This is a genomic window from Saccharothrix sp. 6-C (assembly GCF_016695385.1).
GTDB classification, from domain to species: Bacteria; Actinomycetota; Actinomycetes; order Mycobacteriales; family Pseudonocardiaceae; genus Actinosynnema; species Actinosynnema texasense.
Window position 1 is genome coordinate 5,145,549 of sequence record NZ_CP064192.1, and the last position, 25,289, is coordinate 5,170,837.

At 72.2% G+C, this 25,289-nt stretch carries 25 protein-coding genes; 10 read left to right on the top strand and 15 right to left on the bottom strand.

Features of this window, described 5'->3' with window-relative positions; genetic code table 11:
• The first annotated feature begins 240 nt into the window (after positions 1-240).
• A complete protein-coding gene (locus IOD16_RS21460; RefSeq protein ID WP_201435863.1) occupies positions 241-711 on the top strand; it encodes an acyl-CoA thioesterase in 471 nt (156 codons plus the stop codon).
• Here IOD16_RS21460 and IOD16_RS21465 read toward each other — a convergent pair.
• Positions 683-1,741 carry a TetR/AcrR family transcriptional regulator gene (locus IOD16_RS21465; protein WP_201435864.1) on the bottom strand — a complete coding sequence of 353 codons (1,059 nt, stop codon included), beginning with the start codon at positions 1,739-1,741 and terminating at the stop codon, positions 683-685. The genes IOD16_RS21460 and IOD16_RS21465 overlap by 29 nt on opposite strands.
• Positions 1,742-1,796: 55 nt before the next feature.
• Between IOD16_RS21465 and IOD16_RS21470 the strand changes: the two genes are divergently transcribed.
• Complete coding sequence (locus tag IOD16_RS21470) at positions 1,797-3,005, top strand: cytochrome P450 family protein (protein WP_201435865.1); 1,209 nt, start codon at positions 1,797-1,799, stop codon at positions 3,003-3,005.
• On the opposite strand, the gene IOD16_RS21475 is transcribed toward IOD16_RS21470, so the two are convergent.
• Entirely contained in the window at positions 2,995-3,492 is a 498-nt protein-coding gene (locus IOD16_RS21475) for a hypothetical protein (RefSeq protein WP_201435866.1), read from the bottom strand. The genes IOD16_RS21470 and IOD16_RS21475 overlap by 11 nt on opposite strands.
• A complete protein-coding gene (locus IOD16_RS21480) occupies positions 3,489-3,974 on the bottom strand; it encodes a hypothetical protein (protein ID WP_201435867.1) in 486 nt (161 codons plus the stop codon). The genes IOD16_RS21475 and IOD16_RS21480 overlap by 4 nt, the downstream gene beginning before the upstream one ends.
• A gap of 97 nt (positions 3,975-4,071) precedes the next feature.
• Between IOD16_RS21480 and IOD16_RS21485 the strand changes: the two genes are divergently transcribed.
• Positions 4,072-5,370 (top strand): cytochrome P450, encoded by a 1,299-nt coding sequence (locus IOD16_RS21485; protein ID WP_201435868.1) that lies wholly within the window; start codon positions 4,072-4,074, stop codon positions 5,368-5,370.
• A gap of 83 nt (positions 5,371-5,453) precedes the next feature.
• Here IOD16_RS21485 and IOD16_RS21490 read toward each other — a convergent pair whose 3' ends face one another.
• Positions 5,454-5,858, bottom strand: a complete 405-nt coding sequence (locus IOD16_RS21490; protein ID WP_201435869.1) for a winged helix-turn-helix transcriptional regulator — start codon at positions 5,856-5,858, stop codon at positions 5,454-5,456.
• A gap of 98 nt (positions 5,859-5,956) precedes the next feature.
• On the opposite strand from IOD16_RS21490, the gene IOD16_RS21495 reads away from it, so the two are divergent.
• Positions 5,957-6,793, top strand: coding sequence for an NAD(P)H-binding protein (locus IOD16_RS21495; protein WP_201435870.1), 837 nt, complete (start codon positions 5,957-5,959; stop codon positions 6,791-6,793).
• Positions 6,794-6,870: 77 nt separating this feature from the next.
• Here IOD16_RS21495 and IOD16_RS21500 read toward each other — a convergent pair whose 3' ends face one another.
• Positions 6,871-8,346, bottom strand: a complete 1,476-nt coding sequence (locus IOD16_RS21500) for a peptide MFS transporter (protein WP_201435871.1) — start codon at positions 8,344-8,346, stop codon at positions 6,871-6,873.
• A gap of 178 nt (positions 8,347-8,524) precedes the next feature.
• Here IOD16_RS21500 and IOD16_RS21505 point away from each other — a divergent pair, with 178 nt between their 5' ends.
• Positions 8,525-9,058, top strand: coding sequence for a TIGR03086 family metal-binding protein (locus IOD16_RS21505; protein ID WP_123747288.1), 534 nt, complete (start codon positions 8,525-8,527; stop codon positions 9,056-9,058).
• A 360-nt stretch (positions 9,059-9,418) separates the two neighbouring features.
• On the opposite strand, the gene IOD16_RS21510 is transcribed toward IOD16_RS21505, so the two are convergent.
• From IOD16_RS21510 to IOD16_RS21525, 4 genes are all read right to left on the bottom strand, one after another.
• A complete protein-coding gene (locus tag IOD16_RS21510; RefSeq protein WP_123747287.1) occupies positions 9,419-9,934 on the bottom strand; it encodes a DUF4262 domain-containing protein in 516 nt (171 codons plus the stop codon).
• Between the two features lie 134 nt (positions 9,935-10,068).
• The gene (locus IOD16_RS21515; protein ID WP_123747286.1) at positions 10,069-10,818 is read right to left on the bottom strand and encodes a YebC/PmpR family DNA-binding transcriptional regulator; all 750 of its coding nucleotides are present in this window, start codon (positions 10,816-10,818) and stop codon (positions 10,069-10,071) included.
• An 18-nt stretch (positions 10,819-10,836) separates the two neighbouring features.
• Positions 10,837-11,442, bottom strand: coding sequence for a pyridoxal 5'-phosphate synthase glutaminase subunit PdxT (gene pdxT, locus IOD16_RS21520; protein ID WP_123747285.1), 606 nt, complete (start codon positions 11,440-11,442; stop codon positions 10,837-10,839).
• Between the two features lie 471 nt (positions 11,443-11,913).
• Positions 11,914-13,170 carry a trans-sulfuration enzyme family protein gene (locus tag IOD16_RS21525; RefSeq protein WP_201435872.1) on the bottom strand — a complete coding sequence of 419 codons (1,257 nt, stop codon included), beginning with the start codon at positions 13,168-13,170 and terminating at the stop codon, positions 11,914-11,916.
• A gap of 74 nt (positions 13,171-13,244) precedes the next feature.
• On the opposite strand from IOD16_RS21525, the gene IOD16_RS21530 reads away from it, so the two are divergent.
• The 3 genes from IOD16_RS21530 (at position 13,245) to IOD16_RS21540 (ending at position 16,077) form a co-directional block, all read left to right on the top strand.
• The gene (locus tag IOD16_RS21530) at positions 13,245-13,712 is read left to right on the top strand and encodes an Lrp/AsnC family transcriptional regulator (protein WP_123747283.1); all 468 of its coding nucleotides are present in this window, start codon (positions 13,245-13,247) and stop codon (positions 13,710-13,712) included.
• Positions 13,713-13,792: 80 nt separating this feature from the next.
• Positions 13,793-15,661: an acyl-CoA dehydrogenase family protein gene (locus tag IOD16_RS21535; protein ID WP_201435873.1), complete on the top strand. Its 1,869-nt coding sequence runs from the start codon at positions 13,793-13,795 to the stop codon at positions 15,659-15,661.
• Between the two features lie 38 nt (positions 15,662-15,699).
• Positions 15,700-16,077 carry a DUF6292 family protein gene (locus IOD16_RS21540; RefSeq protein WP_123747281.1) on the top strand — a complete coding sequence of 126 codons (378 nt, stop codon included), beginning with the start codon at positions 15,700-15,702 and terminating at the stop codon, positions 16,075-16,077.
• Between the two features lie 14 nt (positions 16,078-16,091).
• Here the strand turns inward: IOD16_RS21540 and IOD16_RS21545 are convergent, their stop codons facing one another.
• Complete coding sequence (locus tag IOD16_RS21545) at positions 16,092-16,400, bottom strand: AzlD domain-containing protein (protein ID WP_201435874.1); 309 nt, start codon at positions 16,398-16,400, stop codon at positions 16,092-16,094.
• Positions 16,397-17,074: an AzlC family ABC transporter permease gene (locus IOD16_RS21550; protein ID WP_201435875.1), complete on the bottom strand. Its 678-nt coding sequence runs from the start codon at positions 17,072-17,074 to the stop codon at positions 16,397-16,399. The genes IOD16_RS21545 and IOD16_RS21550 overlap by 4 nt, the downstream gene beginning before the upstream one ends.
• A 56-nt stretch (positions 17,075-17,130) precedes the next feature.
• Between IOD16_RS21550 and IOD16_RS21555 the strand changes: the two genes are divergently transcribed.
• Positions 17,131-17,688, top strand: coding sequence for a helix-turn-helix domain-containing protein (locus tag IOD16_RS21555; RefSeq protein WP_201435876.1), 558 nt, complete (start codon positions 17,131-17,133; stop codon positions 17,686-17,688).
• Between the two features lie 313 nt (positions 17,689-18,001).
• Here IOD16_RS21555 and pdxS read toward each other — a convergent pair whose 3' ends face one another.
• On the bottom strand, positions 18,002-18,949 hold the full coding sequence (gene pdxS, locus IOD16_RS21560; protein ID WP_442978053.1) for a pyridoxal 5'-phosphate synthase lyase subunit PdxS: 948 nt from the start codon (positions 18,947-18,949) through the stop codon (positions 18,002-18,004).
• A gap of 259 nt (positions 18,950-19,208) precedes the next feature.
• On the opposite strand from pdxS, the gene IOD16_RS21565 reads away from it, so the two are divergent.
• On the top strand, positions 19,209-21,266 hold the full coding sequence (locus IOD16_RS21565; protein WP_201435878.1) for an elongation factor G-like protein EF-G2: 2,058 nt from the start codon (positions 19,209-19,211) through the stop codon (positions 21,264-21,266).
• A gap of 67 nt (positions 21,267-21,333) precedes the next feature.
• On the opposite strand, the gene IOD16_RS21570 is transcribed toward IOD16_RS21565, so the two are convergent.
• The 3 genes from IOD16_RS21570 to IOD16_RS21580 form a co-directional block, all read right to left on the bottom strand.
• Positions 21,334-22,157, bottom strand: a protein-coding gene (locus IOD16_RS21570; protein ID WP_201441386.1) for an IS5 family transposase whose coding sequence is annotated in 2 segments (ribosomal slippage) — positions 21,334-21,803 and positions 21,803-22,157 — 825 coding nt in all. Because the reading frame shifts where the segments join, the coding sequence is not laid out codon by codon here.
• A gap of 352 nt (positions 22,158-22,509) precedes the next feature.
• The gene (locus IOD16_RS21575) at positions 22,510-24,009 is read right to left on the bottom strand and encodes a CoA-acylating methylmalonate-semialdehyde dehydrogenase (protein ID WP_201435879.1); all 1,500 of its coding nucleotides are present in this window, start codon (positions 24,007-24,009) and stop codon (positions 22,510-22,512) included.
• Positions 24,006-25,280, bottom strand: coding sequence for an aspartate aminotransferase family protein (locus tag IOD16_RS21580; RefSeq protein WP_201435880.1), 1,275 nt, complete (start codon positions 25,278-25,280; stop codon positions 24,006-24,008). The genes IOD16_RS21575 and IOD16_RS21580 overlap by 4 nt, the downstream gene beginning before the upstream one ends.
• Positions 25,281-25,289 lie beyond the last annotated feature (9 nt).

Below are 25,289 nucleotides of genomic sequence, written 5' to 3' on the forward strand. Positions count from 1 at the left end.
GTCCGCCGCGGACCTCGGCCGGCCGGCGAGGCGGTGGCCGCGGTCTCGGTGCCGGCCGCCCTCTCGCGCGGCGGGCCGACCGCGCCGCGCGGGCGGTGCTCTCGCTGCGACCGCTCGCCACGTGGTCGCCGACGGCGGTGATCCCGCTGGTCGCGGTGGGCCGACTGGCCGAGGCGTCACTCGGAGCAGCCACCGCTAGGCCGACGCGCACCGCCCGGGTGACCCCATAGGATCGCCGACATGGCTGACGCCCGACCTGCCCACGTGCACCGGGTGCGGGTGCGCCCGGTCGACTGCGACCGCCAGGGGATCGTGCACGCGTCGCGCTACGCGGTCTTCTTCGAGGCTGCCATGGTGGAGACGCTGCGGTCCCTGTTGGGCTCCTACAAGGAGTTGGAGAAGCACGGCGTCGACTTCGTGATGGCCGAGACCTCCATCCGCTACCTCAACCCGGCCGGGTTCGACGACCTGCTGCGCATCGCGGTGCGGGTGCGGACGTTGGGCACCACCACGTTGACCATGGGGTTCGACGCGGACGTCGACGGCACACCGGTGGCCACCGGCTGGAACCGGTACGTCTCCTTCGGCACGCCGGAGCTGCGCAGCACCCCGATCCCGGCCGAGTTCCGCAAGGTCCTGGAACGCAGGCCTGCCGCCACCGGCCCCAGGACCGGTTCCGCGACTAGGTCCGCACCCTCGCCCCGGAGCTGACCGCGTGACCCGCGCCTGACCCCTCGGCCCGCGCCACCACCCGGCCGCCCTCGACGCGGATCGCGGTCTCGGTCTCGTCGCTCACCGACGGCACGCCCGCGGCGGCCGCCACCGCGCCGGCGTCGTCGCACACCACCCGCAACCGCGGCCACGCCGTGACCGGGAACGACTGCCGCAGGCCGACGCACAGCCGCGCCAGCACCAGCCGCGCCAACGGGGCCAGCTCCCCCGGCGTGCCCGTCACCATCGCGAGGGTCACCCGCCCGCCGGTGGCCCGCACGGCCTCCTCCACGGCGGCGAGCCGGTTCAGCCCCAGCACGACCACCACGCCGTCCTCGTCCGGCGTCACCTCCGCGCCGCGCACGAGGTCGACCGCGGCGGGCGGCGTCCACGGCCGGTCCTCCCGCAGCACCGCCGCGCCGGGAGGCGCCGACCACCAGTCGTTCAGCTCCAGGCCCGCGAGCTGTTCGCACGCGCTGACCACGTCGAACGGCTCCAGGAAGCCGGGCGCGGCGGTGGCGAGGCCGCTCGCGCCGTGCAGGGTGGCGAGCACGATCTCGGCGAGGCGGACCACCCGGGCCGGTGGCGAGCCGGGCGGCGGCACGGCCGGGTCGAGCGCTTCCAGGGCGAGGCTCAGCAGCACCGCGTCCAGCTTCATCAGCTGCGTGAACGGCCGGCGCGTCACCTCCTCGGCGGCCACCTCGGGCAGGAAGTCCCGCGCCAACGCGTCGTGGCTGAGCGAGGTGACCCACGCGCGGGCCAGCGCGCCGAGCGCCGCCCGCCGGTCGGCGCCGCGTTGCGGGTTGGCCGGCGCCGCCGCGCGTTCCGCGAGGTCGGCCAGCACCGCGAAGTAGAGGGCGCGCTTGCCGGGGAAGTTCGAGTACACCGCGCCCCTGGTCAGCTCGGCGCGCTGCGCGATCGTGTCGATCTTGGCGTCGCGGAAGCCGCGCTCGACGAACTCCGCGCGGGCGGCGTCCAGCACCCGCGCCCGGTTGCGCTCCTGCGCCTCCGCCCTGCTCAGCCGCACCATCACGCTCCCCGTTTGCCAGGCGTCGCACGGCCAAGATACCGTGACCATTCAGATGATGAGAACATCTGATGTGAACATCCGGAGGCCAGAGTTGACCGTGCCCGAGATCGACCCCGCCAAGCCCGAGGTGCTGCTCGACCCGTTCACCGCCTACGGCGAGGCCCGCGAGCGCTGCCCGGTGGCGCGGATGCCGCTGCCCGGCATGGGCGACATGTGGGTCCTCACCCGGCACGAGGACGCCAAGGCGATGCTGGCGGACCCGCGCTTCGAGCTGAGCCCCAACAGCTTCATGGGCCTGCCGGGCATCCCCGAGCACTGCAAGCCCTACTTGCGCACGATGTCCGAGATGAACGGCCCCGAGCACCTCCGGCTGCGCAAGCTGGCCGCGCCCGCGTTCACCGCGCGCCGGGCGGAGGGCTTCCGGCCGCGGATCGAGGCGATCGTGGCCGCGCTGCTCGACGCCCTGCCGGACGGCGAGACCGTGGACCTCATGGAGCACTTCGCCCGGCCGCTGCCCATGGACGTGATCTGCGAGCTGGTCGGCATCCCCGAGGAGAGCAGGCCCCGGTGGCGCGAGTACGGCGCCGCCGTGGTGAGCGGCTACGGACCCGGTTTCACCGCCGCGATCCCGGGGATCGTCGAGGGCGCGCTGGAGGCCGTCGAGCTGCGCCGGACGTCACCGGGCGACGACCTGATCTCCCAGCTGCTCCGGGTCCGGGACGAGGACGGCGACCGCTTCACCGACGCGGAGCTGGTCACCCTGGTCTGGCAGCTGGTGATCGCCGGGCAGACGCCGAGCAACCTCATCGTCAACGCCCTGGAAGCGCTGCTCGCCCACCCCGACCAGCTCGCCGCGCTGCGGGCGGACCCGGCTCTCATGCCGCGCGCGGTGGAGGAGCTGACCCGGTGGGTCGGCCCCCAGCTCCTCACCGTGCCCAGGTTCACCCGGGAGGAGGTGAGCTTCGGTGACGTGGTGATCGGCGAGGGCCAACCGGTGATGACGGCGATCGTGTCGGCCAACCGCGACCCCAGGGTCTACTCCTCGCCGGACGAGCTGGACGTCACCCGCGTGCCGTCGGCCGGCCACCTCGGCTACTCGCACGGGGCGCACTTCTGCCTCGGGGCCGCGTTCGCCCGCGTGCAGACGCAGGCGGCGCTCTCGGCCGTGCTGCACCGGTTCCCGGACCTGGAGTTGGCGCAGACCCCGCAGCGGACGCCGGACGGCGGCACGTGGCGGCTGGCGTCGCTGGTCGTCAGGCGCTGAGGTCGGGGAAGAACCGGTCCAGGACCTCGGTGACGACCGCCTCGACCTCCCGGCCGTCGGTGTCGACCACGACGGCCGCGGCGGGCGGCGCCGGGATGGGGGCGGCCAGGCGGCGCAGGTCGTCCTCCGGGAGGCCGCGCAGTTCGTCGCCGGGGATCGGCGGTCCCCCGCCCCGGCCGCGCAGGAGCAGGCGGGCCACGAGTTCGTCGTGGCCCGCGTGCAGCCAGCACAGCTCCGCCTCCGGCAGGAGGTCCGCGTGGTGCTCTCCGGTGACGACCAGGTGCCGCGCGCCCTCGGCCCGGTGGACCCGCCGGACCGCGTCGAGCCGCCGCGCCTTGCCCGCCAGGTCCGGCGGCGGCGTGGCGAAGGTGAGCTGGGCCAGGTCGAGGTACCCGGTCTTCGTCGTCGCGAAGAGCCTGCTGAACACCTCCCAGCCCACCGTCGACTTGCCGACCGCGCGCGGCCCGGCGATCCACAGGACGGTCACGCGGTCCACCTCTTCCGGACCTCCGCCGCGACGGAGGAGGGCGCGCGGCCGTCGGTGTCCACGGTGAAGTCGGCGAGCCCGGGCGCCGCCTCCAGCACCTCGGCGCGGTCGAGGACCCCTTCGACCGCTCCGGTGAGCCACCCCCGGCCGAGGAACCGGGCGCGCAGCTCGGCGCGGCTCACCCGCAACCGGCACAGCGTGAGGTCCGCGCCGGGCAGGCGGTCGGTGTACCGGCGGGCCTCCGCGGGATCGTCGAGGAAACCGGAGACGACCAGCGGGGAACCCCTGAACTCCGGCCACAGCGCGCCGAGCGCGGCCGACTTGACCCGGTGGTTCGCGGGGTCGTCGGCGGTCGACGGGTAGCAGAGCCCGAGCTGGTCGGCGTCCACGTAGGAGGCGCGGTCGAGGGACCGGTAGACCAGCCAGCCGACGGTCGACTTGCCGACGCCGGAAGGGCCGAGGAGCCAGAGGACGGTGCTCATCGCGCGGGAGCGTAGTTCGGCCGGCTTCGCCGCGGCGACCGCTTTTCCGCCCGGTCCCGGGCTTGAACCTCTCTCGCGTTCAGGCCACCGTGGGGGCATGCCGTCCACGGTGAAGAACGCGACGCTGCTGTTCCTGGGACGCACCGTCGTCCGGGCGCAAGCCCTCCTCGGCGATCCCGCCGCCCGGCTGCTCGGGGAGAACCCGACCAGCGACCCCTACCCGGTGTACGAGTCGGTGCGCCGGCAGGGCGTGCTGGTGAAGACGAGGATGGGGCTCTACCTCACCGCTTCGCACGAGCTGTGCTCGCAGTTGCTGCGCGACCCCGGTTTCGGGCCGCTGTCCGCCGGCGCGCTGTCGCCGGTGGACTCGTCGGTCGAGCTCGACGGGCGGCGGCTGGTGAACCCGGTCGAGGAGTCCTTCCTGGTGCGCAACCCGCCCGACCACACGCGGCTGCGCCGGCTGGTCGCGCCCTGGTTCACGCCGCGCGGGCTGCGCGCGCAGGCGGCCACCGTGGAACGGGTGGTCGACGAGTACCTGGACGAGGTGGCGGACCGGCGCACGTTCGACCTCGTCGGCGACTTCGCGGCCAGGGTGCCGATCCAGGTGATCGCCGACCTGCTTGGCGTGCCCGGCGCGGACCACGCGACGTTCGCCCGGTGGGGCAGCGCGCTGGTCAACGCGCTCGACGGCGTGCGCGGCCTGCGCGAGATGCGGGCGTTGCAAGAGGCGTTGCGGGAGTTCGAGGCGTTCCTGGACGACCTGATCGCGCACCGGCGGCGGCGCCCCGGCGGCGACGACGTCGTGTCCGCGCTGGTCGCGCACGACGACCTCACCCGCGAAGACCTCATCGCCACGACGGAACTGCTGCTGGTGGCCGGTTTCGAGACCACGGTCAACCTGATCGGCAACTCGGTGCTGGAGGTGCTGGGGCACCCGGAGGTCCGCGCGCGGCTGCTCGCCGACCCCGGTCACGCCGACGCCGTCGTGGAGGAGACGCTGCGCCACGACCCACCGGTGCAGTACACGGTGCGGGTGCCGTTCCGGGCCACCGAGGTCGCGGGCACGCGGCTGCCGAAGGGGACGCCGATCATGCTGATGCTGGCGGCGGCCAACCGGGACCCGGCGGTGTTCGCCGATCCGCACCGGTTCGACCCCGGCCGCGCGGACGTGCGGGAGCACCTGGCGTTCTCGTCCGGCATCCACTACTGCCTCGGCGCGGGACTGGCCCGGATGGAGGGTGCGGCGGCCCTGCGCGGCCTGTTCCGCCGGTTCCCGGACCTGCGGGCAGCGGGCCCGGTGCGCCGCCGGCCGTCGCGCGTCATCAGGGGTGCGGCAAGGCTTCCGGTCACCACGGGCGCGAAAAAACACCACTCGATCGGGCAAACCATCAGCTAAGGCTCAGGAATGTGGTGCATGCTGGTACTCGCGCGTCGACCCGCCGCACCGCCGCCGCGGCGGGTCGTTGCGTCCTTTCCGCACTAGTGCGGATTTCTCCGGCCGCCGTCGCGGTCCTTCGCGTCGTGCTCCTGCCGGGCCAGCTCGACCTTCTCCAGGTTCACCGCCGACCACTCGGCCAGATGTGCGAACAGCGGCGCGAGGCTGCGCCCGAGTTCGCTGATCTCGTACTCCACGCGCGGCGGCACCTCGGCGTGGTACGTGCGGACCACGAGCCCGTCGCGCTCCAGTTGCCGCAGCCGCTGCGTGAGCACCTTGGGCGTGATCGTGGCGATGCGGCGCGACAGCTCCACGAACCGCTGCCGCCCGAACTCGTTGAGCGCCCACAGGATCGGCGTCGTCCAGCGGCTGAACACGAGGTCCACCACCGGCGCGATCGGACAGGCCTGCTCCGGTGCGACCGCCGCCGCGCGTGTGCCACTGGTCACAACAAGCCCTCTCCGCCATTACTATCCTCTAGGTACCTACTATACCCAGGACACTAGCTTCCCCCGAGTACGCAGTTCGCGAGCGACGGGGAGTGGACATGATCGTGGTGACCGGTGCGACCGGGAACGTCGGCGGGACGCTGGTGCGGGCGCTGGCCGGGGCGGGCGAGCGGGTGACCGCCGTGTCCCGCGGGATCTCGGCGCGGGACCTGCCCGAGGGCGTGCGGCCCGTGCGGGCGGACCTGGTGGAGCCGGCGAGCCTGGCGCCCGCGTTCGACGGCGCCGACTCGCTGTTCCTGCTGACGTCGGGCGACTGGATGGCGGCCGGTGGCGACGGGACCGTGGTGGCGGACGTGCTCGACCGCGCGCGGGCCGGTGGCGTGCGGCGGGTCGTGCTGCTGTCCTCGCAGGGCGTGCAGACGCTGCGCCACTCCCCCGACCTGGAGGACGCCGTGACCCGGTCGGGGCTGGAGTGGACCGTGCTGCGGCCCGGCGCGTTCGCCTCGAACGCCTTCGCCTGGGCCGCGACGATCCGCGAGCGGCGGGAGGCCGCCGCTCCGTTCGCCGACGTGGCGCTGCCCGTCGTCGACCCGGAGGACATCGCCGCCGTCGCCGCCGTGGTGTTGCGGGAGGCGGGCCACGGCGGCGGCACGTACGTGCTGACCGGACCGGCGGCCGTCACGCCCCGGCAGCAGGTCGCCGCGATCGGGGACGCGCTGGGCGAGCCGGTCCGGTTCGTCGAGCAGACCCGCGAGCAGGCACGGGCGCAGATGCTGCGGTTCATGCCCGAGCGGGTCGCGGACGCCACCCTCGACGTCCTCGGCACGCCGACCGCCGACGAGCAGCGGGCGCGCCCGGACGTCGAACGGGTCCTCGGCCGCCCGGCCGGTTCCTTCGCCGGCTGGGCCGCGCGCCACGCCGCGGCGTTCCAGTAGCCGCCACCGGCCGGACGGAGGCGGGGTGACCGTCCGGCGAGGGGTGTGCGCCGCACCCCTCGCCGGACGGGGTCGGGTCAGTCGACGCCGCGCATCAACCGGTGGATGGACTTCGTCGCGACGACCAGCGCGACGCCGAGGCCGATCGCCACCGCGCCCAGCACGCCGAAGTACGCCACGGCGTTCTCGTCGCTGTAGGACCGGACCACGATCGCGCCCACGCCCGAACCGGCCGCCGTGGCCAGGAACCACAGGCCCATGGTCTGCGAGGCGAACGCGCGCGGCGCGAGCTTCGTCGTCACCGACAGGCCCACGGGCGAGAGCATCAGCTCACCGCACGTCATGACCAGGTACATCAGCACCAGCCACAGGAAGCTCACCCGCACCGCCGGATCACCCTGGCTGGCGACCATCATCAGCAGGAACGACAAGCCGACCAGCAGCAGCGCGTAGCCGAACTTGCGCGGCGTCGCGGGCTGGCGCTTGCCCAGCTTCACCCACAGCAGCGCGAACAGCGGCGCCACCGCGATGATCATCACCGGGTTGATCGACTGGATGAACGACGGCGGGAACCGCAGGCCGAGGAACGAGTTGTCGACCCGGGTGTCGGCGAACGCGGCGATCACCGTCGCGCTCTGCTCGAACAGCAGCCAGAACATCGCCGCCGCGATGAACAGCGGGATGTAGGCGATCACCCGCGACCGCTCCACCGGCGTGGTGCGCCGGCTGCGGATCATCACGGTGAAGTAGCCGATCGGCAGCAGCACCGACAGCAGGCTGATCAGGTTGATCACGCCCTCGGCGCCCAGCACCCCGAGCACCACCAGCAGCGCCACCACGGCCACCGCGCCGAGCGCCACGGCCACGATCCGACCGATCACCCGGACGCGCTCCTCGGCGGGCAGCGGGAACGGCGGCGCGGCGGCCGAGTCGCCGAGGCCGCGCCGGCCGAGCCGGTAGACGACCAGGCCCAGCGCCATGCCGACCGCCGCCGCGCCGAAGCCGAGGTGCCAGTCGTAGGTCTCGCCGAGGTACCCGCACACCAGCGGCGCGAGGAAGCCGCCGAGGTTGATGCCCATGTAGAAGATCGTGAAACCGGAGTCGCGGCGCGGGTCCTGCTGCTCGTACAGGCCGCCGACCACCGTGGAGATGTTCGGCTTGAGCAGGCCGGTGCCGAGCACGATCAGGATCAGGCCGGTGTAGACGCCCGCCACGCCGATCGGCAGCGCGAGCGCGACGTGCCCGAGCATGATCAGCACGCCGCCGTAGAACACGGCCCGCTGCCCGCCGAGCACCCGGTCGGCCAGCCAGCCGCCCGCGACGCCCGACATGTAGACCGACGCGCCGTAGATGGCGACCAGCGACAGCGCGAAGCTCTTGTCGAGCCCGAGCGCGCCCTCGGCGGTGGACCGGTACAGGTAGTAGGCGAGGATCGCCTTCATCCCGTAGTAGGAGAAGCGCTCCCACAGCTCGGTGAAGAACAGCGTCGACAGTCCTCGGGGGTGACCGAAGAAGCCCCGCTGCGGGGTGGAGACGGCGCTCGTGGCGCTCACTGGTTCCTCCTGTGTCAACGATGTCACCGTCGGCGTACCGGGTCACGTTACGCCGTACGGGGGTACGCGATGAAACCGTGATACGACCGAGTGGCCCACTGCACAGCCTCAGGGTGCGCTCCGGTTCAACGTTTGGTGCACTCGTGGGGTGGATCTGATCGAGGCTCACGGACGCGCGATGACGGAGTTCGACTCGCGGGTGCGCCGGGTGCGCCCCGAGCAGTGGGACTGGGGTACCCCGTGCAAGGAGTGGTCTGTGCACGATCTGGTCAACCACTTGGTGCACGAGCAGCTGTGGGCGCCGGAGCTGCTGGCCGGCTGCACGGTCGAGCAGGTGGGCGACCGCTTCGAGGGCGACCAGCTCGGCAGCGACCCGCTGCACTCGTGGGTGTTGGCGGCGGCTGCCGCGCGTGAGGCGTGGATCGCGCCGAAAGCGCTGCTCAAGCCGGTGCACCTGAGCTACGGCAGGGCGACGGCGGTCGAGTACGGCTGGCAGATGACGTCCGACCTGGCCGTGCACTCCTGGGACCTGGCCCGCGCGATCGGCGTGGACGAGCGGATCGACCCGGACCTCGCCGAGACGGTGCTGGAGCACATCGAGCCGGACGCGGAGGCGTGGGCGGCGAGCGGGCTGTTCGACCCGCCGGTGCCGGCGCCGGACGACGCGGACCCGCAGACCAGGCTCGTCGCCCTGCTCGGCCGGACCCCCTGACCGCGGTTCCCGCCACTCGGGCGGCGGTTCGCGCAGCGGTGGTCCACCGCGGGGAAGAGCCCATCGGAAGCTCTTCCCCACGGCCCATTCCTTGGCACGGGCGGGGCCCCCGTCACCAAGCCCGGTAGCGCACGCCCCGCCCCGCGCGGCTCCCCGACCGCGCCGGACGGGGCGCACCTCCCCCTCGCGGCGTGCGCAGCCCCCGACGTTCCGACGCACAGGACAGTGATAGCCCTCGCGCGTTGTCAGCGGTCGGGGGTCGCCGCCTTGACAACACTTCCCGGACAACGGCGTCGGGCCCCGCCGCGTGGTGCGGCGGGGCCCGGGCGGTGTCGAACGGTCGTGGTGGGACCGGCGGGGTCAGGGGCCGCTGACGCCCGGCTCCCAGCTCTCCGGCCGGCCGCTCTCGGTCAGCAGCAGCTGCCAGTCGCCGAAACCCATCGGCGCGTCGTGGTGCCACGGGAACTTGCCGTCCGCGGTCGGCAGGATGATCTGGAGCGCGGCGAAGTCGCCCTTGCCGTAGAGCAGGAACGCGCTGCCGAAGAACTCCGGGTAGAAGCCCTTGAAGACGCGCTCGAACGTGACCGGCACGCCGTCGAGGAAGTCGTGGTAGAGCCGACCGGGCACGAACCGCTCGCCACGCCTGGCGCGGTCGACGTAGGCCCGGATGAGCACCTGCGCGTGCTCCGGCGGCAGGCCCAGCACCACGGCCTCGGCGACGCCGAACCGCCGCCACGCGCCGACGGAGAACGAGTAGCCGGCGCCTTCGGCGTCCTCCGGCACGGTGACGACGGCGTGGCCGTGCTGCTCGGCCTGCGTCAACAGCCAGTTGCGCAGGTTGATGTCCTGGACGGAGGGGGCGGAGGGGTTCGACACCCGGCCATTGTGCCCGTTGCCCGCGTCAACCCCGCATAAGCGCGGCCCCGACGTGCCCCGGACGGCGGCCCCGGACGGACCTCAGCCCCGCGTCGGCACTGCCGGCGCGGGGCTGACGGGACGGGCCGCCGGGGTCAGTCGACCTCGGCCATCACCTCGTCGGAGACGTCGAAGTTCGCGAACACGTTCTGCACGTCGTCGCAGTCCTCGAGCGCGTCGATCAGCTTGAAGATCTTCCGCGCGCCCTCGGCCTCCAGCTGCACGGTCACCGAGGGCAGGAAGTTCGCCTCCGCCGACTCGTAGTCGTACCCGGCTTCCTGCAGGGACTTGCGCACCGCGACCATGTCACCGGCCTCGGACACGACCTCGTAGCTCTCGCCGAGGTCGTTGACCTCCTCCGCGCCCGCGTCGAGCACCGCCATCAGCACGTCGTCCTCGGACAGGTCGCCCTTCGGCACGATGACCACGCCCTTGCGGGTGAACATGTAGGCCACCGAGCCCGGGTCGGCCATCGAGCCGCCGTTGCGGGTCATCGCGGTGCGGACCTCGGACGCGGCCCGGTTGCGGTTGTCGGTCAGGCACTCGACCAGCACCGCCACGCCGTTGGGGCCGTAGCCCTCGTACATGATGGTCTGCCAGTCCGCGCCGCCCGCTTCCTCGCCACCGCCGCGCTTGCGGGCGCGCTCGATGTTGTCCAGGGGCACGGAGTTCTTCCGCGCCTTCTGGATGGCGTCGTACAGGGTCGGGTTGCCGTCGGGGTCGCTACCGCCGGTGCGGGCCGCCACCTCGATGTTCTTGATCAGCCGCGCGAAGAGCTTGCCGCGCTTGGCGTCGATTGCGGCCTTCTTGTGCTTGGTGGTCGCCCACTTTGAGTGGCCGCTCATCTTTCCTCCGTCGAATACTCAGCCCGCGGCACGGACCATGTCCACGAAAAGGCGGTGCACCCGCCCGTCGCCGGTCAGTTCCGGGTGGAACGAGGTGGCGAGCACGTGCCCCTGCCGAACCGCGACGATCCTACCGGCGGCCTCTCCGGCGTCTTCCGTTTCGGGCACCCGGGCGAGCACTTCCACTTCGGACCCCGCCGATTCCACCCACGGGGCGCGGATGAACACGGCGTGCACCTCGCCCACGTCGGTGAAGTCGAGTTCGGCCTCGAAGGAATCGACCTGCCTGCCGAACGCGTTGCGCCGCACCACGATGTCGAGCCCGCCGAGCTGGTGCTGGTCGGGCCGCCCGTCCAGGACGCGGTCGGCCAGCAGGATCATCCCGGCGCACGAGCCGTAGGCGGGCATGCCCTCCTTGATCCGGGCGCGCAGCGGTTCGAGCAGGTCGAACGTGGCGAGCAGCCGGCTGATGGTCGTCGACTCGCCGCCGGGCAGCACCACGCCGTCGACCTCGGCCAGCTCCTCGGGCCGGCGGATCGGGCGGGCGAGCACGTCGGCCTCGGCCAACGCGACGAGGTGCTCACGGACGTCGCCCTGGAGGGCGAGGACACCGACGACGGACACGGCTGGATTTCCTCCTAGGTGGAACTGCCACCAGCCTAGGTGACCGGGCCGGACGGGTGCTCGTGGCACCCGCCCGGCCGTTCGGTCATCCCGCGACGCGCCAGTCGCGCACCGCGACCCGTTCGACGGCTTGGTGGGCCGTCGAACGACGGGCTCTGGCGGCTCGCCCGCACCGGGAGGGAATGGTCCGGCGAGCACCGGGGGAAGCCGGGACGCGAACCGGCCGACGGTTCCGGCCGGCCGCGGGTGCGCGGCGGGCGGGAATGGCGTCCGACCGATCGGAAAACCACATCGCGGCCCGTCGACGCAACGGGCGAACCGGCATCCGGCGTGTTCTCCGACTTCCCGGCATGGCTTCGGACCGAAGCGCGCGGTGGCCTGTTGTAGCAGGTCCGGCCGCCGAACAGCCCGATTGGGGCACTCGACGGCGGCCGACTACGCGCGCTGGTGTCGAACCATGACGGTAAAACGTTAGTGGTTCACGACCGGCTCCCGGAAATCGCTTGAGGAAGACTTGATGTAATCCTGTTCACAATGTCCGGAAAGGGCCTGGTCCCGTCCACGCCCGCGCCCGGACAGGGCGCGGTCGAGATCGGCCCAGAGGTCCTCGACGTCTTCCAGGCCGACGCTCAGGCGCAGGAGGCCGGCGGGCACCCCGGACGCCTCTCGGGCGGTGTCGGGCACCAACCGGTGGGTGAGCGCGGCGGGGTGCTCGATGAGCGTGTCGACCGAACCGAGGCTCACCGCGGGCGTGATCAGCTCGAGCCTGCGCACGACCGCGGTCGGGTCCTCGCGGGTGGTGAACGCGAGCATCGCGCCCGGACCGCGCAGCTGCCTGCCGATCAGCCCGGCCGGGTCGGCGCCGGGCAGGCTCGGGTGGCGGACCAGCCCGGTGCCCGGGTGGGCCGCGAGGCGCGCGGCCAGCTCGGTCGCGCCGCGCTGGGCGGCCTCGACGCGGAGCGGCAGCGTGGCCAGGCCGCGGTGCATGAGGTAGCCGCCCAGCGGGTGCAGCACCGCGCCGGTGATGATCCGGACCTGGCGCAACGGCCCGGCGTGCTCCTCGGCGCACGCCACCACGCCGCCGAGCACGTCGCCGTGCCCGCCGAGGTACTTGGTGCCCGAGTGCAGCACGTAGGTGGCGCCGTGGGCGGCCGGGTTCTGCAGCACGGGCGTGGCGAACGTGTTGTCCACCATCACCGGGACGTCACCCGCGCGGGCGACAACGGCGGCGATGTCCAGCAGGTCCAGGTTGGGGTTGGCCGGTGTCTCGACGACCACCAGTCCGGTCTGCGGGGTGATCGCGTCGCCGACCTGGTCGACCGACGCGTACGTGGTGCGCACGCCGAGCAGGCCGGAGGACAGCAGGTGGTCGGTGCCGCCGTAGATGGGGCGCACGGCGACCACGTGCGGCTTGCCGGTCAGCACGCACGCGGCCTGCACCACGGCGGTCACCGCGGCCATGCCGCTGCCGAACGCCACGGTGGCCGACGTGCCCTCCAGCGCGGCCAGTGCCTGCTCGAACCGGGCCACGGTCGGGTTGTGCAGCCGGGAGTAGACCGGCGAGGCGGCGTGCGCCGCGCCCTCGGCGAGGTGCTGCAGCGCGTGGCCGCCCTCGGCCTGGTCGGGGATCGGGTAGGTGGTGGACAGGTCGATCGGCAGGGCGTGCACGCCCAGGTCGGCGAGATCGTCGCGCCCACCGTGCACCGCCATCGTTCGCAACCGGGTCATGTCCGAATCTTGGACTTCTCGTCGGTGAACAGGGCAGACTTCCGCAGATCGTTCGGCGACGGGAGGGATTTGCGGTGCTGGATTCGGTGGACGCGGCGATCGTGCAGGAGCTCCAGAAGGACGCTCGGCTGCCCAACAAGGACCTGGCGGACCGGGTCAACGTGGCCGCGTCGACGTGCGTGGTCCGGCACCGCTCGCTGCGCGAGCGCGGCGTGATCACCGGCTACCACGCGGAGGTCGACCTGGCCGCCGTGGGACGACCGGTGCAGGCGATCATCGCGGTGCGGGTCCGGCCGCACACGAGGGCGATCGTGGAGCCGTTCATGGACTACGTGCTGACGTTGCCGGAGGTGCTGGCGCTGTCGCACGTGGCGGGGCCGGAGGACTTCCTGGTGCACGTCGCGGTGTCGGACACGGCACACCTGCAACGACTGGTGCTCGACCGCTTCACCACCCGCCGGGAGGTCAGCGAGGTGCAGACGAACCTGCTGTTCCAGCACGTCCGCAAGCACACCGTGCCGCCCGCGGGCGGTGATCGGTGAGGCCGGGGCGGGCGGCCGGTCGAAGGCGGAGGCGACGCCGCCGGCGGGCCGATCGGGTGAACTTGTGTTAGCAAAGGGGCATGGGGATCACGGCGGGTGGAGTCGAGGCGCTGCGCGAGTCGCTGGACGGGCGGTGGGGCGCGGTGCGGCGCGGCTCGGTGGAGTTGCTCGGCGGGCTCAAGCCGGCCGGCGAGCTGGAGCGCGAGGAGTACCGGGCCTGGGTGGCGGAGCAGCTGCACGCCTTGGCCGAGGGCGGTCACCCGCTGATCGGGTTCCCGGCCGAGCACGGCGGGCAGGACGACGTCGGCGGCTCGGTGGTGGCGTTCGAGGTCCTGGGGTTCGGCGACCTGTCGTTGATGGTCAAGGCGGGCGTGCAGTGGGGGCTGTTCGGCGGCGCGGTGCAGGCGTTGGGGACGGCCGGGCACCACGAGCGGTACCTGCGGGCGATCATGAGCCTGGAGTTGCCCGGCTGCTTCGCGATGACCGAGACCGGGCACGGGTCGGACGTGCAGCACCTGCGCACCACGGCCACCTACGACCCGGACACCGAGGAGTTCGTCGTCGACACGCCGGACCCGTCGGCGCGCAAGGACTACATCGGCAACGCGGCGCGTGACGGGCGGATGGCCGTGGTGTTCGCGCAGTTGGTGACCGGTGGGGTGACGCACGGCGTGCACGCGGTGCTCGTGCCGATCCGGGACGGGAGCGGCGCGCCGATGCCGGGCGTGCGGATCGAGGACTGCGGGCCGAAGGCCGGGCTGAACGGCGTCGACAACGGGCGGTTGTGGTTCGAGCGGGTGCGCGTGCCCCGGGCGAACCTGCTCAACCGGTACGGGGACGTCGCGCCGGACGGCACGTACTCCAGCCCGATCGAGGGCGAGGGCCGGCGGTTCTTCACCATGCTGGGCACGTTGGTCCGCGGGCGGATCAGCGTGGCCGGCGGCGCGGGCAGTGCCACCAAGAAGGCGCTGGCGCTGGCCGTCCGGTACGGCGAGGCGCGTCGGCAGTTCACCCGGCCCGACACGGGCGAGGAAGTCGTGGTGCTCGACTACCTGGCGCACCAGCGGCGGCTGCTGCCGGCGTTGGCGACGACCTACGCGCTGCACTTCGCGCAGGAGGAGATGGTGTCGGCGCTGCACGACGTGGGCGACGACCGGCAGCAGCGTGAGCTGGAGTCGCGGGCGGCGGGGTTGAAGGCGGTGGCCACCTGGCACGCCACGCGGACGATCCAGACGTGCCGGGAGGCGTGCGGCGGCGCCGGGTACCTGTCGGAGAACCTGATCGCCGGGCTGAAGGCGGACACCGACGTGTTCACCACGTTCGAGGGCGACAACACGGTGCTGCTGCAACTGGTCGCGAAAGGGCTGCTGACCAGCTACCGCGACCACGTGGGCGACCTGGACCCGTGGGGCATGGCGCGGTTCGTGGCCGACCAGGCGGTGAACGTGGTCATCGAGCGGACCGCGGCGCGGGCGATCATCGACCGGCTGGTGTCGGGCAGCTCGGACGCGCTGCTGGACCGGGGTTGGCAGGTGCGGCAGTTCGAGGACCGCGAGAAGCACGTGCTGGAGGGGCTGGCCAGGCGGTTGCGGCGGGCGTCGAAGGAGGACGCGTTCGACGTGTTCAACGCCGCGCAGGACCACGTGCTGCACGCCGCGCGGGCCCACGTGGACCGGGTGGTGCTGGAGGCGTTCGTGGCGGCGGTGGACCGGTGCGAGGACCCGGAGGCCGCGGCGCTGCTGGACCAGGTGTGCGACCTGTACGCGTTGAGCACGATCGAGGCGGACCGGGCGTGGTTCCTGGAGCACGGCCGGCTCACGCCGCAGCGGGCCAAGGCGGTGTCGCAGGCGGTGAACGAACTGTGCGCCCGGCTGCGCCCGCGCGCCCGCGACCTGGTCGACGCGTTCGGCATCCCGGAGACGTGGCTCACTGCCCCGATCGCCGCGTGAGCGGCCGCGGGCGCGCGGAAAGGTCCAGAATGAGAGGTATGGACGACAGTGCGCTGATCAGCCTCGGACTGGCCCGGTACGTGCGAGCGGTGGCCGAGGAGATCGGCGTGCCACCCGAGGGCACCGAGTTCGAGGTCAGCGACACCGCCACCGCCTACCTGGGCCTGGAGGGTCCGGGACCCGACCTGATGCTGCTGTGGAACGAGCGGCGCGGCTGGTCGATCGCGGTGGAGACCGACCCCACCGAGAAGCCGGTCATCGTCGCGCACCTCGGCCTGCCGCTCGTGCCGCCGCCGGACGAGGTGGCGCAGTTCGTGGACGACGTGCTGGCGGGCCGCACGGGTGGCGCCGAGCCGGACTTCGGCACGACCCAGGACCGCCACCGGCTCGCCGGCCGGTTGAGCGCCTACCTCTAGGGCACGCCGACCCTCTAGGACACGCCGACGAACCGCAGGCCGGCCGTCGTCACCGCGGCCAGCACGACCACCACGACGAACGGCGCCTTGCGCCACGCCGCGACACCGGCGACGAGGACGCCGATCGGCAGGGCGAAGCCCGCGAACCCCTGCCCCTTGGTCAACGAGGCCGTCGCGACCAGGGCGAACAGCAGCACGGTCGCCGAGGTGGACATCAGCAGCTCGACCCGCGCCGACAGCGCGACCCGGTCGCGCAGCAGCGGACCGGCCAGGCGGAACGCGTAGGTGCCCGCGGCGAGCACCAGGACCGCGGTCAGCGTCACGGCTCCACCTCCTGTCGTGCGGTGACCAGCAGGCCGCCCAGCGCGAACAGCACCGGGACGCCGGCGGGCAGGAACGGCGTGGTGACCAGGGCGACGGCCGCGCCGAGCAGGGCGGCGTGCCGGGTGGCCCGGTCCTTGAGGGCGGGCAGCAGCAGCGCGAGCAGGGCCGCCGGGAACGCCGCGTCCAGCCCGAACGCGGCCGGGTCGCCGATGTTGCGGCCGATCAGCGCGCCCGCGACCACGGCGACGTTCCAGGAGATGAACAGCGCGACGCCGCACGACCAGTAGGCGGCCTTGGCCTTGCGCGGGTCGCTCTGGGCCAGCGCGAACGCCGTCGTCTCGTCGATCAGCAGGTGGCTGCCGACGAGCCGCGGCAGCAGACCCTTGCCCAGCACGTCGCCGACCGCCAGGCCGAACGGCAGGTGGCGGACGTTGAGCAGGAGCCCGGCCAGCACCGCCGCGGCCGGGCTGCCGCCCGCGGCGACCACCCCGACCGCCATGAACTGCGAGCCGCCCGCGAAGACCAGCACCGACATCACCACCGGCAGCCACCAGGGCAGGCCGGCGCCGGTGGAGATCGCGCCGAACGAGGCGCCGCTGACCGCGGCGCCGGCGGCCACCGCGGCGACGTCACGCAGCAGCCCGGCATCAAGGGTTCGCCATGTCGAACGCATCGTCTTCTACGATGAACAGTGACAAGGCGTTCGTCAAGCCGAACGATTGGACTGTCATGCCGAACACAGGGGCGCCGCTCGACGTCATCGCCGCCTCGCTGCGCCGTGAGCGTGAACGCGTCGGGCTGTCGTTGAGCGAGCTGGCCAAGCGGGCCGGGATCGCGAAGTCCACGCTGTCCCAGCTGGAGTCGGCGAGCGGGAATCCCAGCGTGGAAACCCTGTGGGCGCTCGGCGTCGCGCTCGGCGTGCCGTTCTCGCGCCTGGTCGACCCGCCGACACCGCGCGTCCGGGTGATCCGCGCCGGCGAAGGCCCGGCGATCTACTCGGAACGCGCCCACTACACCGCGACCCTGCTGGCGTCCTGCCCGCCGGGAGCCCGGCGCGACATCTACCTGCTCCACCTGGAACCGGGCGCGGCCCGCGAGTCCGAACCGCACATGCCGGGCACCGTGGAACACGTGATCGTGAGCACCGGCCGCCTGCTCGCCGGACCGCGGGAGGAGCCGGTCGAACTGGGCCCCGGCGACTACCTCCTCTACCCCGGCGACATCCCGCACACCGCCCAAGCACTCGAACCCAGCACGACCGCCCTGCTGGTCTCGGAGCACGTCTAGCACGCACGTTCGAGCGATCCAGCCGACCGGTCGATGGGTCATGGACATGAGCGAGCGCGAGACCATCCGCGAGGAGGACCGGTGACGGCCTTCGACGTCGTGGCGGACTGCTCGGCGCCCATCGAGGTCGTGGCGGACAAGGCGCCCGACCGGGCGCTCCTGCGACGGCTGGCGGACTCGACCGCCGCCGCACCGGCCGTGCTCGACGTCGAGGCGGGCCGAACGGCCACAAGGTCGACCTCGAGGTCCACCCGGCCTCCTGACACGACGAACGGCCCGCCGGACGTCCGGCGGGCCGTGTCACGTCAGCGTTCTACCAGCCGCGCTCGGCCAGGCGGTGGGGCTCGGGGATCTCGTCCACGTTGATGCCGACCATGGCCTCGCCGAGGCCGCGCGACACCTTCGCGATCACGTCCGGGTCGTCGTGGAAGGTGGTCGCCTTCACGATCGCCTCCGCGCGCTGCGCCGGGTTGCCGGACTTGAAGATGCCCGAACCGACGAACACGCCCTCCGCGCCGAGCTGCATCATCATCGCCGCGTCGGCCGGGGTGGCGATGCCGCCCGCGGTGAACAGCACGACCGGCAGCTTGCCCGCCTCGGCGACCTCGCGGACCAGCTCGTACGGCGCCTGGAGCTCCTTCGCCGCGACGTACAGCTCGTCGGCGGGCAGGTTCTGCAGCCGCAGGATCTCCGCGCGGATCTTGCGCATGTGCGTGGTGGCGTTGGAGACGTCGCCGGTGCCGGCCTCGCCCTTGGAGCGGATCATCGCCGCGCCCTCGGTGATGCGGCGCAGCGCCTCGCCCAGGTTCGTCGCACCGCACACGAACGGCACGGTGAACTGCCACTTGTCGATGTGGTTGGCGTAGTCGGCCGGGGTCAGCACCTCGGACTCGTCGACGTAGTCCACGCCGAGGGACTGCAGCACCTGCGCCTCGACGAAGTGGCCGATGCGGGCCTTGGCCATCACCGGGATCGACACCGCGGCGATGATGCCGTCGATCATGTCCGGGTCGCTCATCCGGGACACGCCGCCCTGCGCGCGGATGTCGGCGGGCACCCGCTCCAGCGCCATGACGGCCACGGCGCCCGCGTCCTCCGCGATCTTGGCCTGCTCGGCGTTGACCACGTCCATGATCACGCCGCCCTTGAGCATCTCCGCCATGCCCCGCTTGACGCGGGAAGTGCCGGTGACCTGGGTGCCGGCGTCGGGTGAAGTGGTCACGACCAGCCTTTCTCGAAGTAGGGGGCGAACACCACCCATGGTAAGGCCGACGTGGACCGCCGAAGCATGCCAATCGAGCACGTTCTCGGCAGGCCACTTCCGCTTCCTTCGCAGGTAGTGGCGTACGCCACCCTTCCCGACCGCGGAGCGTCCACCGGCAGCCCGACGACGTGCGGCACGCGTGGTGACGGCCTCCGTCCGGATTCCTCCTGCCGGGTTGGGTGTGGCCACTTGGGGTTGTCCCCCACGCCGCACGGGTGTGAGATCGGACACTAAAGACTTGTGGAGGGTGGTCCCTATGGGCAGCAAACACTCCGACAACGGCCACTCGGCAGGCGCGGTCGCTGTGGACGACCCGGCCAAGGTCCGCAACGTCGTGCTGGTCGGCCCGTCCGGCTCCGGCAAGACGACGCTCGCCGAGGCCCTGCTCGCCAGCACCGGCGTGCTGACCCGACCGGGATCGGTCACCGAGGGCAACACGGTGTGCGACCACGACCCCGCCGCCGTGCGCCAGCAGCGGTCCGTCGGTCTCGCGGTCGCCCCGGTCCGGCACGGCGACATCAAGATCAACCTCATCGACACGCCCGGTTACGCGGACTTCGTCGGTGAGCTGCGCGCGGGCCTGCGCGCGGCCGACGCGGCGCTGTTCGTGGTCAGCGCGGCCGAGGGCATCGACCCGGCGACGGTGGCGCTCTGGGAGGAGTGCGCGATGGTCGGCATGCCGCGCGCCGTCGTCATCGCCCGCACCGACCACCAGCGCGCCGACGTGCTCACCGAGATCACCGCCTGCCAGGTGGCGTTCGGCGCGGGCGTCGTGCCGCTGTACCTGCCCGACGGCGACGGGCTGGTCAACCTGCTCACCACCGACGACCCCCGCTTCGAGGAGGAGCGCAACGCGCTCATCGAGGGGATCATCGCGGAGAGCGAGGACGAGACCCTGATGGACCGCTACCTCGGCGGCGAGGAGGTCGACCAGGCGACGCTCGTCGCGGACCTGGAGACGGCGGTCGCCCGCGGCTCGTTCCACCCGGTGATGCCGGTGTGCGCGGTGACCGGCCTCGGCCTGCCGGAGGTGCTCGACGGCATCGCCCGCGCCTTCCCCTCCCCCCTGGAACACCCGCTGCCCGAGGTGACCGGCGTGGACGGCATCCCCCAGCCGCGCCTGGCGGCCGACCCGAACGGCCCGCTCGTGGCCGAGGTCGTGCGCACGGCCGTCGACTCGTACGTGGGCCGCGTGTCGCTGGTGCGCGTGTTCTCCGGAACGCTGCGCCCCGAACGCCCGGTGCACGTCTCGGGCCACGGCATGGCCGACCGCGGTCACGAGGACCACGACGTGGACGAGCGGGTCGCGCACGTCTACTCGCCGCTGGGCGCGAACCTGCGCGAGGTGCCGTACTGCGTGGCGGGCGACCTGTGCGCGTTGACGAAGCTGGGCTCCGCCGAAACCGGCGACACGGTGTCCGCGCCGGAGAAGCCCCTGCTGATGGCCCCGTGGGAGATGCCGGAACCGCTGCTGCCGGTGGCCGTCGTCCCGCGCAGCCGCAGCGACGAGGACAACCTCGCCCGCAACCTCGCCAAGCTGGTCGCGGGCGACCCGACGCTGCGGCTGGAGCGCAACGCCGAGACGCACCAGCTCGTGCTGTGGTGCATGGGCGAGGCGCACGCGGACGTCGTGCTGGCGCGGTTGCGCGCGGGCGGCGCGGACGTCGACACCGAGCCGGTGCGCGTGGCGTTGCGGGAGACGTTCGCGGAACCGGCCAAGGGCCACGGCCGGCACGTGAAGCAGTCCGGCGGCCACGGCCAGTACGCCGTGTGCGACATCGTCGTCGACCCCCTGCCCCGCGGGTCCGGCTTCGAGTTCGTGGACAAGATCGTCGGCGGCGCCGTGCCGAACCAGTTCATCCCCAGCGTCGAGAAGGGCGTGCGGGCCCAGCTCGAACGCGGCCTGCACGGCGGCCACCCGGTCGTCGACATCCGCGTCACCCTGGTGGACGGCAAGGCGCACTCCGTCGACTCGTCGGACGCCGCCTTCCAGACCGCCGGCTCCCTGGCGTTGAAGGAGGCCGCCGCCAACGGCCGGACGTGCCTGCTCGAACCCGTCGACGAAGTGACCGTGCGACTGCCCGACGACCACCTGGGCACCGTGCTGGGCGACCTGTCGAGCCGCCGCGGCCGCGTGCTGGGCACGGAAGCGGAAAGCCCGGGCTACACGGTGATCCGCGCCGAGGTGCCCGCCACCGAACTCCTCCGCTACGCCGTCGAGCTGCGCTCCCTGACCTCGGGCACCGGCACCTACACCCGCCACTTCAGCCGCTACGACCCACTCCCCCAAGCCCTCGCCACCCAGACGAAATGAGCCCACCACACACCGCCACACCCCCACGAAGGCCCGATTTGACATGGGTTCGGGTGCTTTAGAACTCCTAACGCAATGAGTGGTGGCGTTGGAGGCGTCGCCAGCAGATGATCGAGCAGGCGATGCTGAGGAAGGCCTCGTGGATGTCGTCGCGGATCTCCCAGCGGACGCGCAGGCGGCGGAACCAGTGCAGCAGCGCGAGGGTCTGTTCGACCACCCAGCGGTGGACGCCCAGACCCGAGCCGTGTTCGACCCCGCGGCGGGCGATGACCGGCCGAATGCCCTGGGCGCGGAGTTGGCGGCGGTACTTGTCGTGGTCGTAGGCCCGGTCGGCGAACAACCGGCCGGGCCTACGCCGCGGTCGTCCCACCCGTCCACGCACGGGCGGGACGGCGTGGACCAGCGGCATCAACTGGGTGATGTCGTTACGGTTCGCGCCGGTCAACGTCACCGCCAAGGGCACGCCGCCGCCGTCGGTGATCACGTGGTGCTTGGAGCCCGCCCGGGCACGGTCGACCGGGCTCGGCCCGGTTTTGGGCCGCCCTTCACCGCCCTGATCGACGAGGAGTCCACCACCGCCCGAGACCAGTCCAACGCCCCCGCGGCCTGCAACCTCGCCAACAGCAGCTCGTGCAGCCGGGACCACACCCCTGCGGCGTTCCAGTCCCGCAACCGCCGCCAACACGTCATGCCCGACCCGTAGCCCAGCTCCTGGGGCAGGAACTCCCACTGGATGCCCGTGTAGAGCACGAACAGGATGCCGCACAACGCCTTGCGATCGTCCAACCGCCTACGACCGGGATACCGGAACCGCCGCTCGACCTTCGGCAACAGCGGTTCGATCAACTCCCACAGCTCGTCCTCGACCTCCCACGGCCGACGCCGGGCCACACCAACCTCCCACCGGACCAACACCACATCCGACAAGATCACAGCATACCCAAGATCATTCTGTTAGGAGTTCTTAGGCTGGTCGAAGCCGGGCAGGCTTGGCGGGCGCTTTATCCGCCAGGCCTGCCCGGCTTTGGCCTGCCTGGAGCGCCCGTAAGGGCCCCATGTCAAATCGAGCCGAACCCCACCACCAACCACCGAGCGCTGAACTCACGCCCTCCGAACGTTGGACTCTCGCACCCTGAACGTTGGACTCTCGCCGTCCTGAGCGTTCAACTCGACCATCCGGAACGTAGGACACGCACGTTCGGAACGTAGGACACGCGTGTTCTGGACGTAGGACACGCGTCGGTCAGGTGTTCTGGGGGAAGCCCAGGTTCACGCCGCCGTGCGACGGGTCGAGCCAGCGGCCGGTGACGACCTTCGTGCGGGTGAAGAAGTGCACGCCCTCCGGCCCGTACGCGTGCGAGTCGCCGAACAGCGAGTCCTTCCACCCGCCGAACGAGTAGTACGCCACCGGCACCGGGATCGGCACGTTCACGCCCACCATCCCGACCTCGACCTCGTTCTGGAACCGCCGTGCCGCCCCGCCGTCGTTGGTGAAGATCGCGGTGCCGTTGCCGTACGGGTTGGCGTTGACCACGTCCAGCGCGTCGTCGTACTTCGCCACCCGCAGCACCGACAGCACGGGGCCGAAGATCTCGTCCCGGTAGATCGCCATGTCCGTGCCGACGTGGTCGAACAGCGTCGGTCCGAGCCAGAACCCCTCCGCCGCGCCGTCGATCTCGTGCGACCGGCCGTCCACCACCAGCGTCGCGCCCTCGTCCTGACCGCCGTCGACGTAAGACACGACGTGGTCGCGGTGCGCGCCGGTGACCAACGGCCCCATCTCGCAGCCCGGGCGCCGGCCGTCGCCGACGTGCAGGGCCCGGACGCGGTCCACGATCTTCGACACCAGCTCGTCGCCGACCGGGTCCACCGCGACGACGACCGAGATCGCCATGCACCGCTCGCCCGCCGAGCCGAACCCGGCCGACACGGCCGCGTCCGCCGCCAGGTCGAGGTCCGCGTCCGGCAGCACGACCATGTGGTTCTTGGCGCCGCCCAGGGCCTGCACGCGCTTGCCGTGCCGCGTCCCGGTCTCGTAGACGTACCGCGCGATCGGTGTCGACCCCACGAACGACACCGCTTTCACGTCCGGGTGCTCCAGCAGCCGGTCCACCGCGACCTTGTCGCCGTGCACGACGTTCAGCACGCCGTCGGGCAACCCGGCCTCGGCGAACAGCTCCGCGATGAAGTTCGCCGCCGACGGGTCCTTCTCCGACGGTTTGAGCACCACCGCGTTGCCGCACGCGATCGCGTTCGGCACGAACCACAGCGGCACCATCGCTGGGAAGTTGAACGGCGAGATCACGCCGACCACGCCCAGCGGCTGCTGGATGGAGTACACGTCGACCCGCGTGGACGCGTTCTCGCTGAACCCGCCCTTGAGCAGGTGCGGGATGCCGCACGCGAACTCGACGGACTCCAGCGCGCGCTGCACCTCCCCCGCCGCGTCGGACAGCACCTTGCCGTGCTCGGCGGTGACGATCGCGGCCAGTTCCCCCTTGCGGGAGTTGAGCAGCTCGCGGAACGCGAACATCACGTTCGACCGCTGCGCGAGCGACGCGTCGCGCCACGACCCGAACGCCTCGCGCGCCGCCGCGACCGCCTCGTCCACGGTGGACTCGTCGGCGAAGTCGACCCGACTCGCCACCTGCCCGGTAGCCGGGTCGTAAACGTCACCGGAGCGCGCGCTCTCGCCCTGCCACGGCTTGCCGCCGATCCAGTGGCCGATCCTCGCGGTGGTCACAGCACGTCCTCCAGGATGCCGAGCGCTTCCTCGACCTCGTCCTCGGTCAACGTCATCGGCGGGGCGAGGCGGATGACGTTGCCGTACAGGCCGCCCTTGCCCACCAGCAGCCCGCGTTCGCGGGTGCCTTCCAGCACTGCGACGGCCTTCGCCGGGTCCGGCGCGCCGTCCGGGCCCACCATCTCCAGCCCGATCATCAGGCCCTTGCCGCGCACGTCGCCGACCGCGGGCCGGTCCGCCGCGATGTCGCGCAGCCCGTCGATCAGCCGTTCGCCGAGCTTGGCGGCGTTGGCCTGCAGGTCGTTGTCGAGCAGGTACTCCAACGTCGCCAACGCGCCGGTGGTGGCGATCGGGTTGCCGCCGAACGTGGACAGCGAGTTGGCCGTGAGGCAGTCCATCAGGTCGCCGCGCGCGACCACGCCGCCGATCGCGAGACCGTTGCCGAGGCCCTTGGCGAACGTCATCGCGTCGGGTGTCACGCCGTGCGACTGGATGCCCCAGAAGTGCTCGCCGGTGCGGCCCCACCCGGTTTGCACCTCGTCGGAGACGAACAGGATGCCGTACTCGTCGAGCACTTCCTTGAACGCGCCGAACAGCCCGTCCGGCGGCGAGGAGAACCCGCCGACGCCCTGGATCGGCTCGGCGATCATGCACGCCACGTCGCCCGCGGTGGTCGTCTCGATCACCTCGCGCAGGTCGGCCACGCACGCCTTGACGTAGTCGGCGTCGGAGAGGTCCTTGAACGGGCTGCGGTACCGGTAGCCGCCGTGCACCCAGCTGACCTTCACCGGGCTGAGCGAGGACGCCGACCAGCCCCGGTTGCCGGTGATCGCGACCGTGGCGAACGCCCGGCCGTGGTAGGAGTTGCGCAGCGCGAGGACCTGGTCGCTGCGGCGGAACTGGGTGGCCAGCATGAGCGCCGTCTCATTGGCCTCGGTGCCGGAGTTGGTGAAGAACACCTTGGCGTCCGGGATGCCGGACAGCTCGGCGATCTTCTCGGCCAGCTCGACCTGCGAGCGGATCAGGTAGAGCGTGGAGCTGTGCAGCACGCCGGTCGCGAGCTGGGACCGGATCGCGTCGGAGATCTCGGCGACGTCGTAGCCGACCGCGTTGGTCAGGATGCCGGCGAAGAAGTCCAGGTAGGTGCGCCCTTCACGGTCGGTGACGCGGCGTCCGCTCGCGCTCGCCAGCTCGATCGGGTGCTCGTAGTAGAGGGCCATCCAGTCGGGCATCACCGCGCGGTGCCGGGCCAGCAACTCCTCGTGTCCCATCGCGTCCTC

Coding starts and splice junctions, on each gene's coding strand:
- IOD16_RS21540 (WP_123747281.1), top strand. CDS start 15,700: ATGGACGACAGTGCGCTGATCAGCCTCGGACTGGCCCGGTACGTGCGA.
- IOD16_RS21535 (WP_201435873.1), top strand. CDS start 13,793: ATGGGGATCACGGCGGGTGGAGTCGAGGCGCTGCGCGAGTCGCTGGAC.
- IOD16_RS21485 (WP_201435868.1), top strand. CDS start 4,072: ATGCCGTCCACGGTGAAGAACGCGACGCTGCTGTTCCTGGGACGCACC.
- IOD16_RS21465 (WP_201435864.1), bottom strand. CDS start 1,741: ATGGTGCGGCTGAGCAGGGCGGAGGCGCAGGAGCGCAACCGGGCGCGG.
- IOD16_RS21550 (WP_201435875.1), bottom strand. CDS start 17,074: ATGCGTTCGACATGGCGAACCCTTGATGCCGGGCTGCTGCGTGACGTC.
- IOD16_RS21505 (WP_123747288.1), top strand. CDS start 8,525: ATGACGGAGTTCGACTCGCGGGTGCGCCGGGTGCGCCCCGAGCAGTGG.
- IOD16_RS21470 (WP_201435865.1), top strand. CDS start 1,797: ATGAGAACATCTGATGTGAACATCCGGAGGCCAGAGTTGACCGTGCCC.
- IOD16_RS21565 (WP_201435878.1), top strand. CDS start 19,209: ATGGGCAGCAAACACTCCGACAACGGCCACTCGGCAGGCGCGGTCGCT.
- IOD16_RS21460 (WP_201435863.1), top strand. CDS start 241: ATGGCTGACGCCCGACCTGCCCACGTGCACCGGGTGCGGGTGCGCCCG.
- IOD16_RS21580 (WP_201435880.1), bottom strand. CDS start 25,280: ATGGGACACGAGGAGTTGCTGGCCCGGCACCGCGCGGTGATGCCCGAC.
- IOD16_RS21495 (WP_201435870.1), top strand. CDS start 5,957: ATGATCGTGGTGACCGGTGCGACCGGGAACGTCGGCGGGACGCTGGTG.
- IOD16_RS21555 (WP_201435876.1), top strand. CDS start 17,131: ATGCCGAACACAGGGGCGCCGCTCGACGTCATCGCCGCCTCGCTGCGC.
- IOD16_RS21480 (WP_201435867.1), bottom strand. CDS start 3,974: ATGAGCACCGTCCTCTGGCTCCTCGGCCCTTCCGGCGTCGGCAAGTCG.
- IOD16_RS21515 (WP_123747286.1), bottom strand. CDS start 10,818: ATGAGCGGCCACTCAAAGTGGGCGACCACCAAGCACAAGAAGGCCGCA.
- IOD16_RS21525 (WP_201435872.1), bottom strand. CDS start 13,170: ATGACCCGGTTGCGAACGATGGCGGTGCACGGTGGGCGCGACGATCTC.
- pdxS (WP_442978053.1), bottom strand. CDS start 18,949: ATGGGTGGTGTTCGCCCCCTACTTCGAGAAAGGCTGGTCGTGACCACT.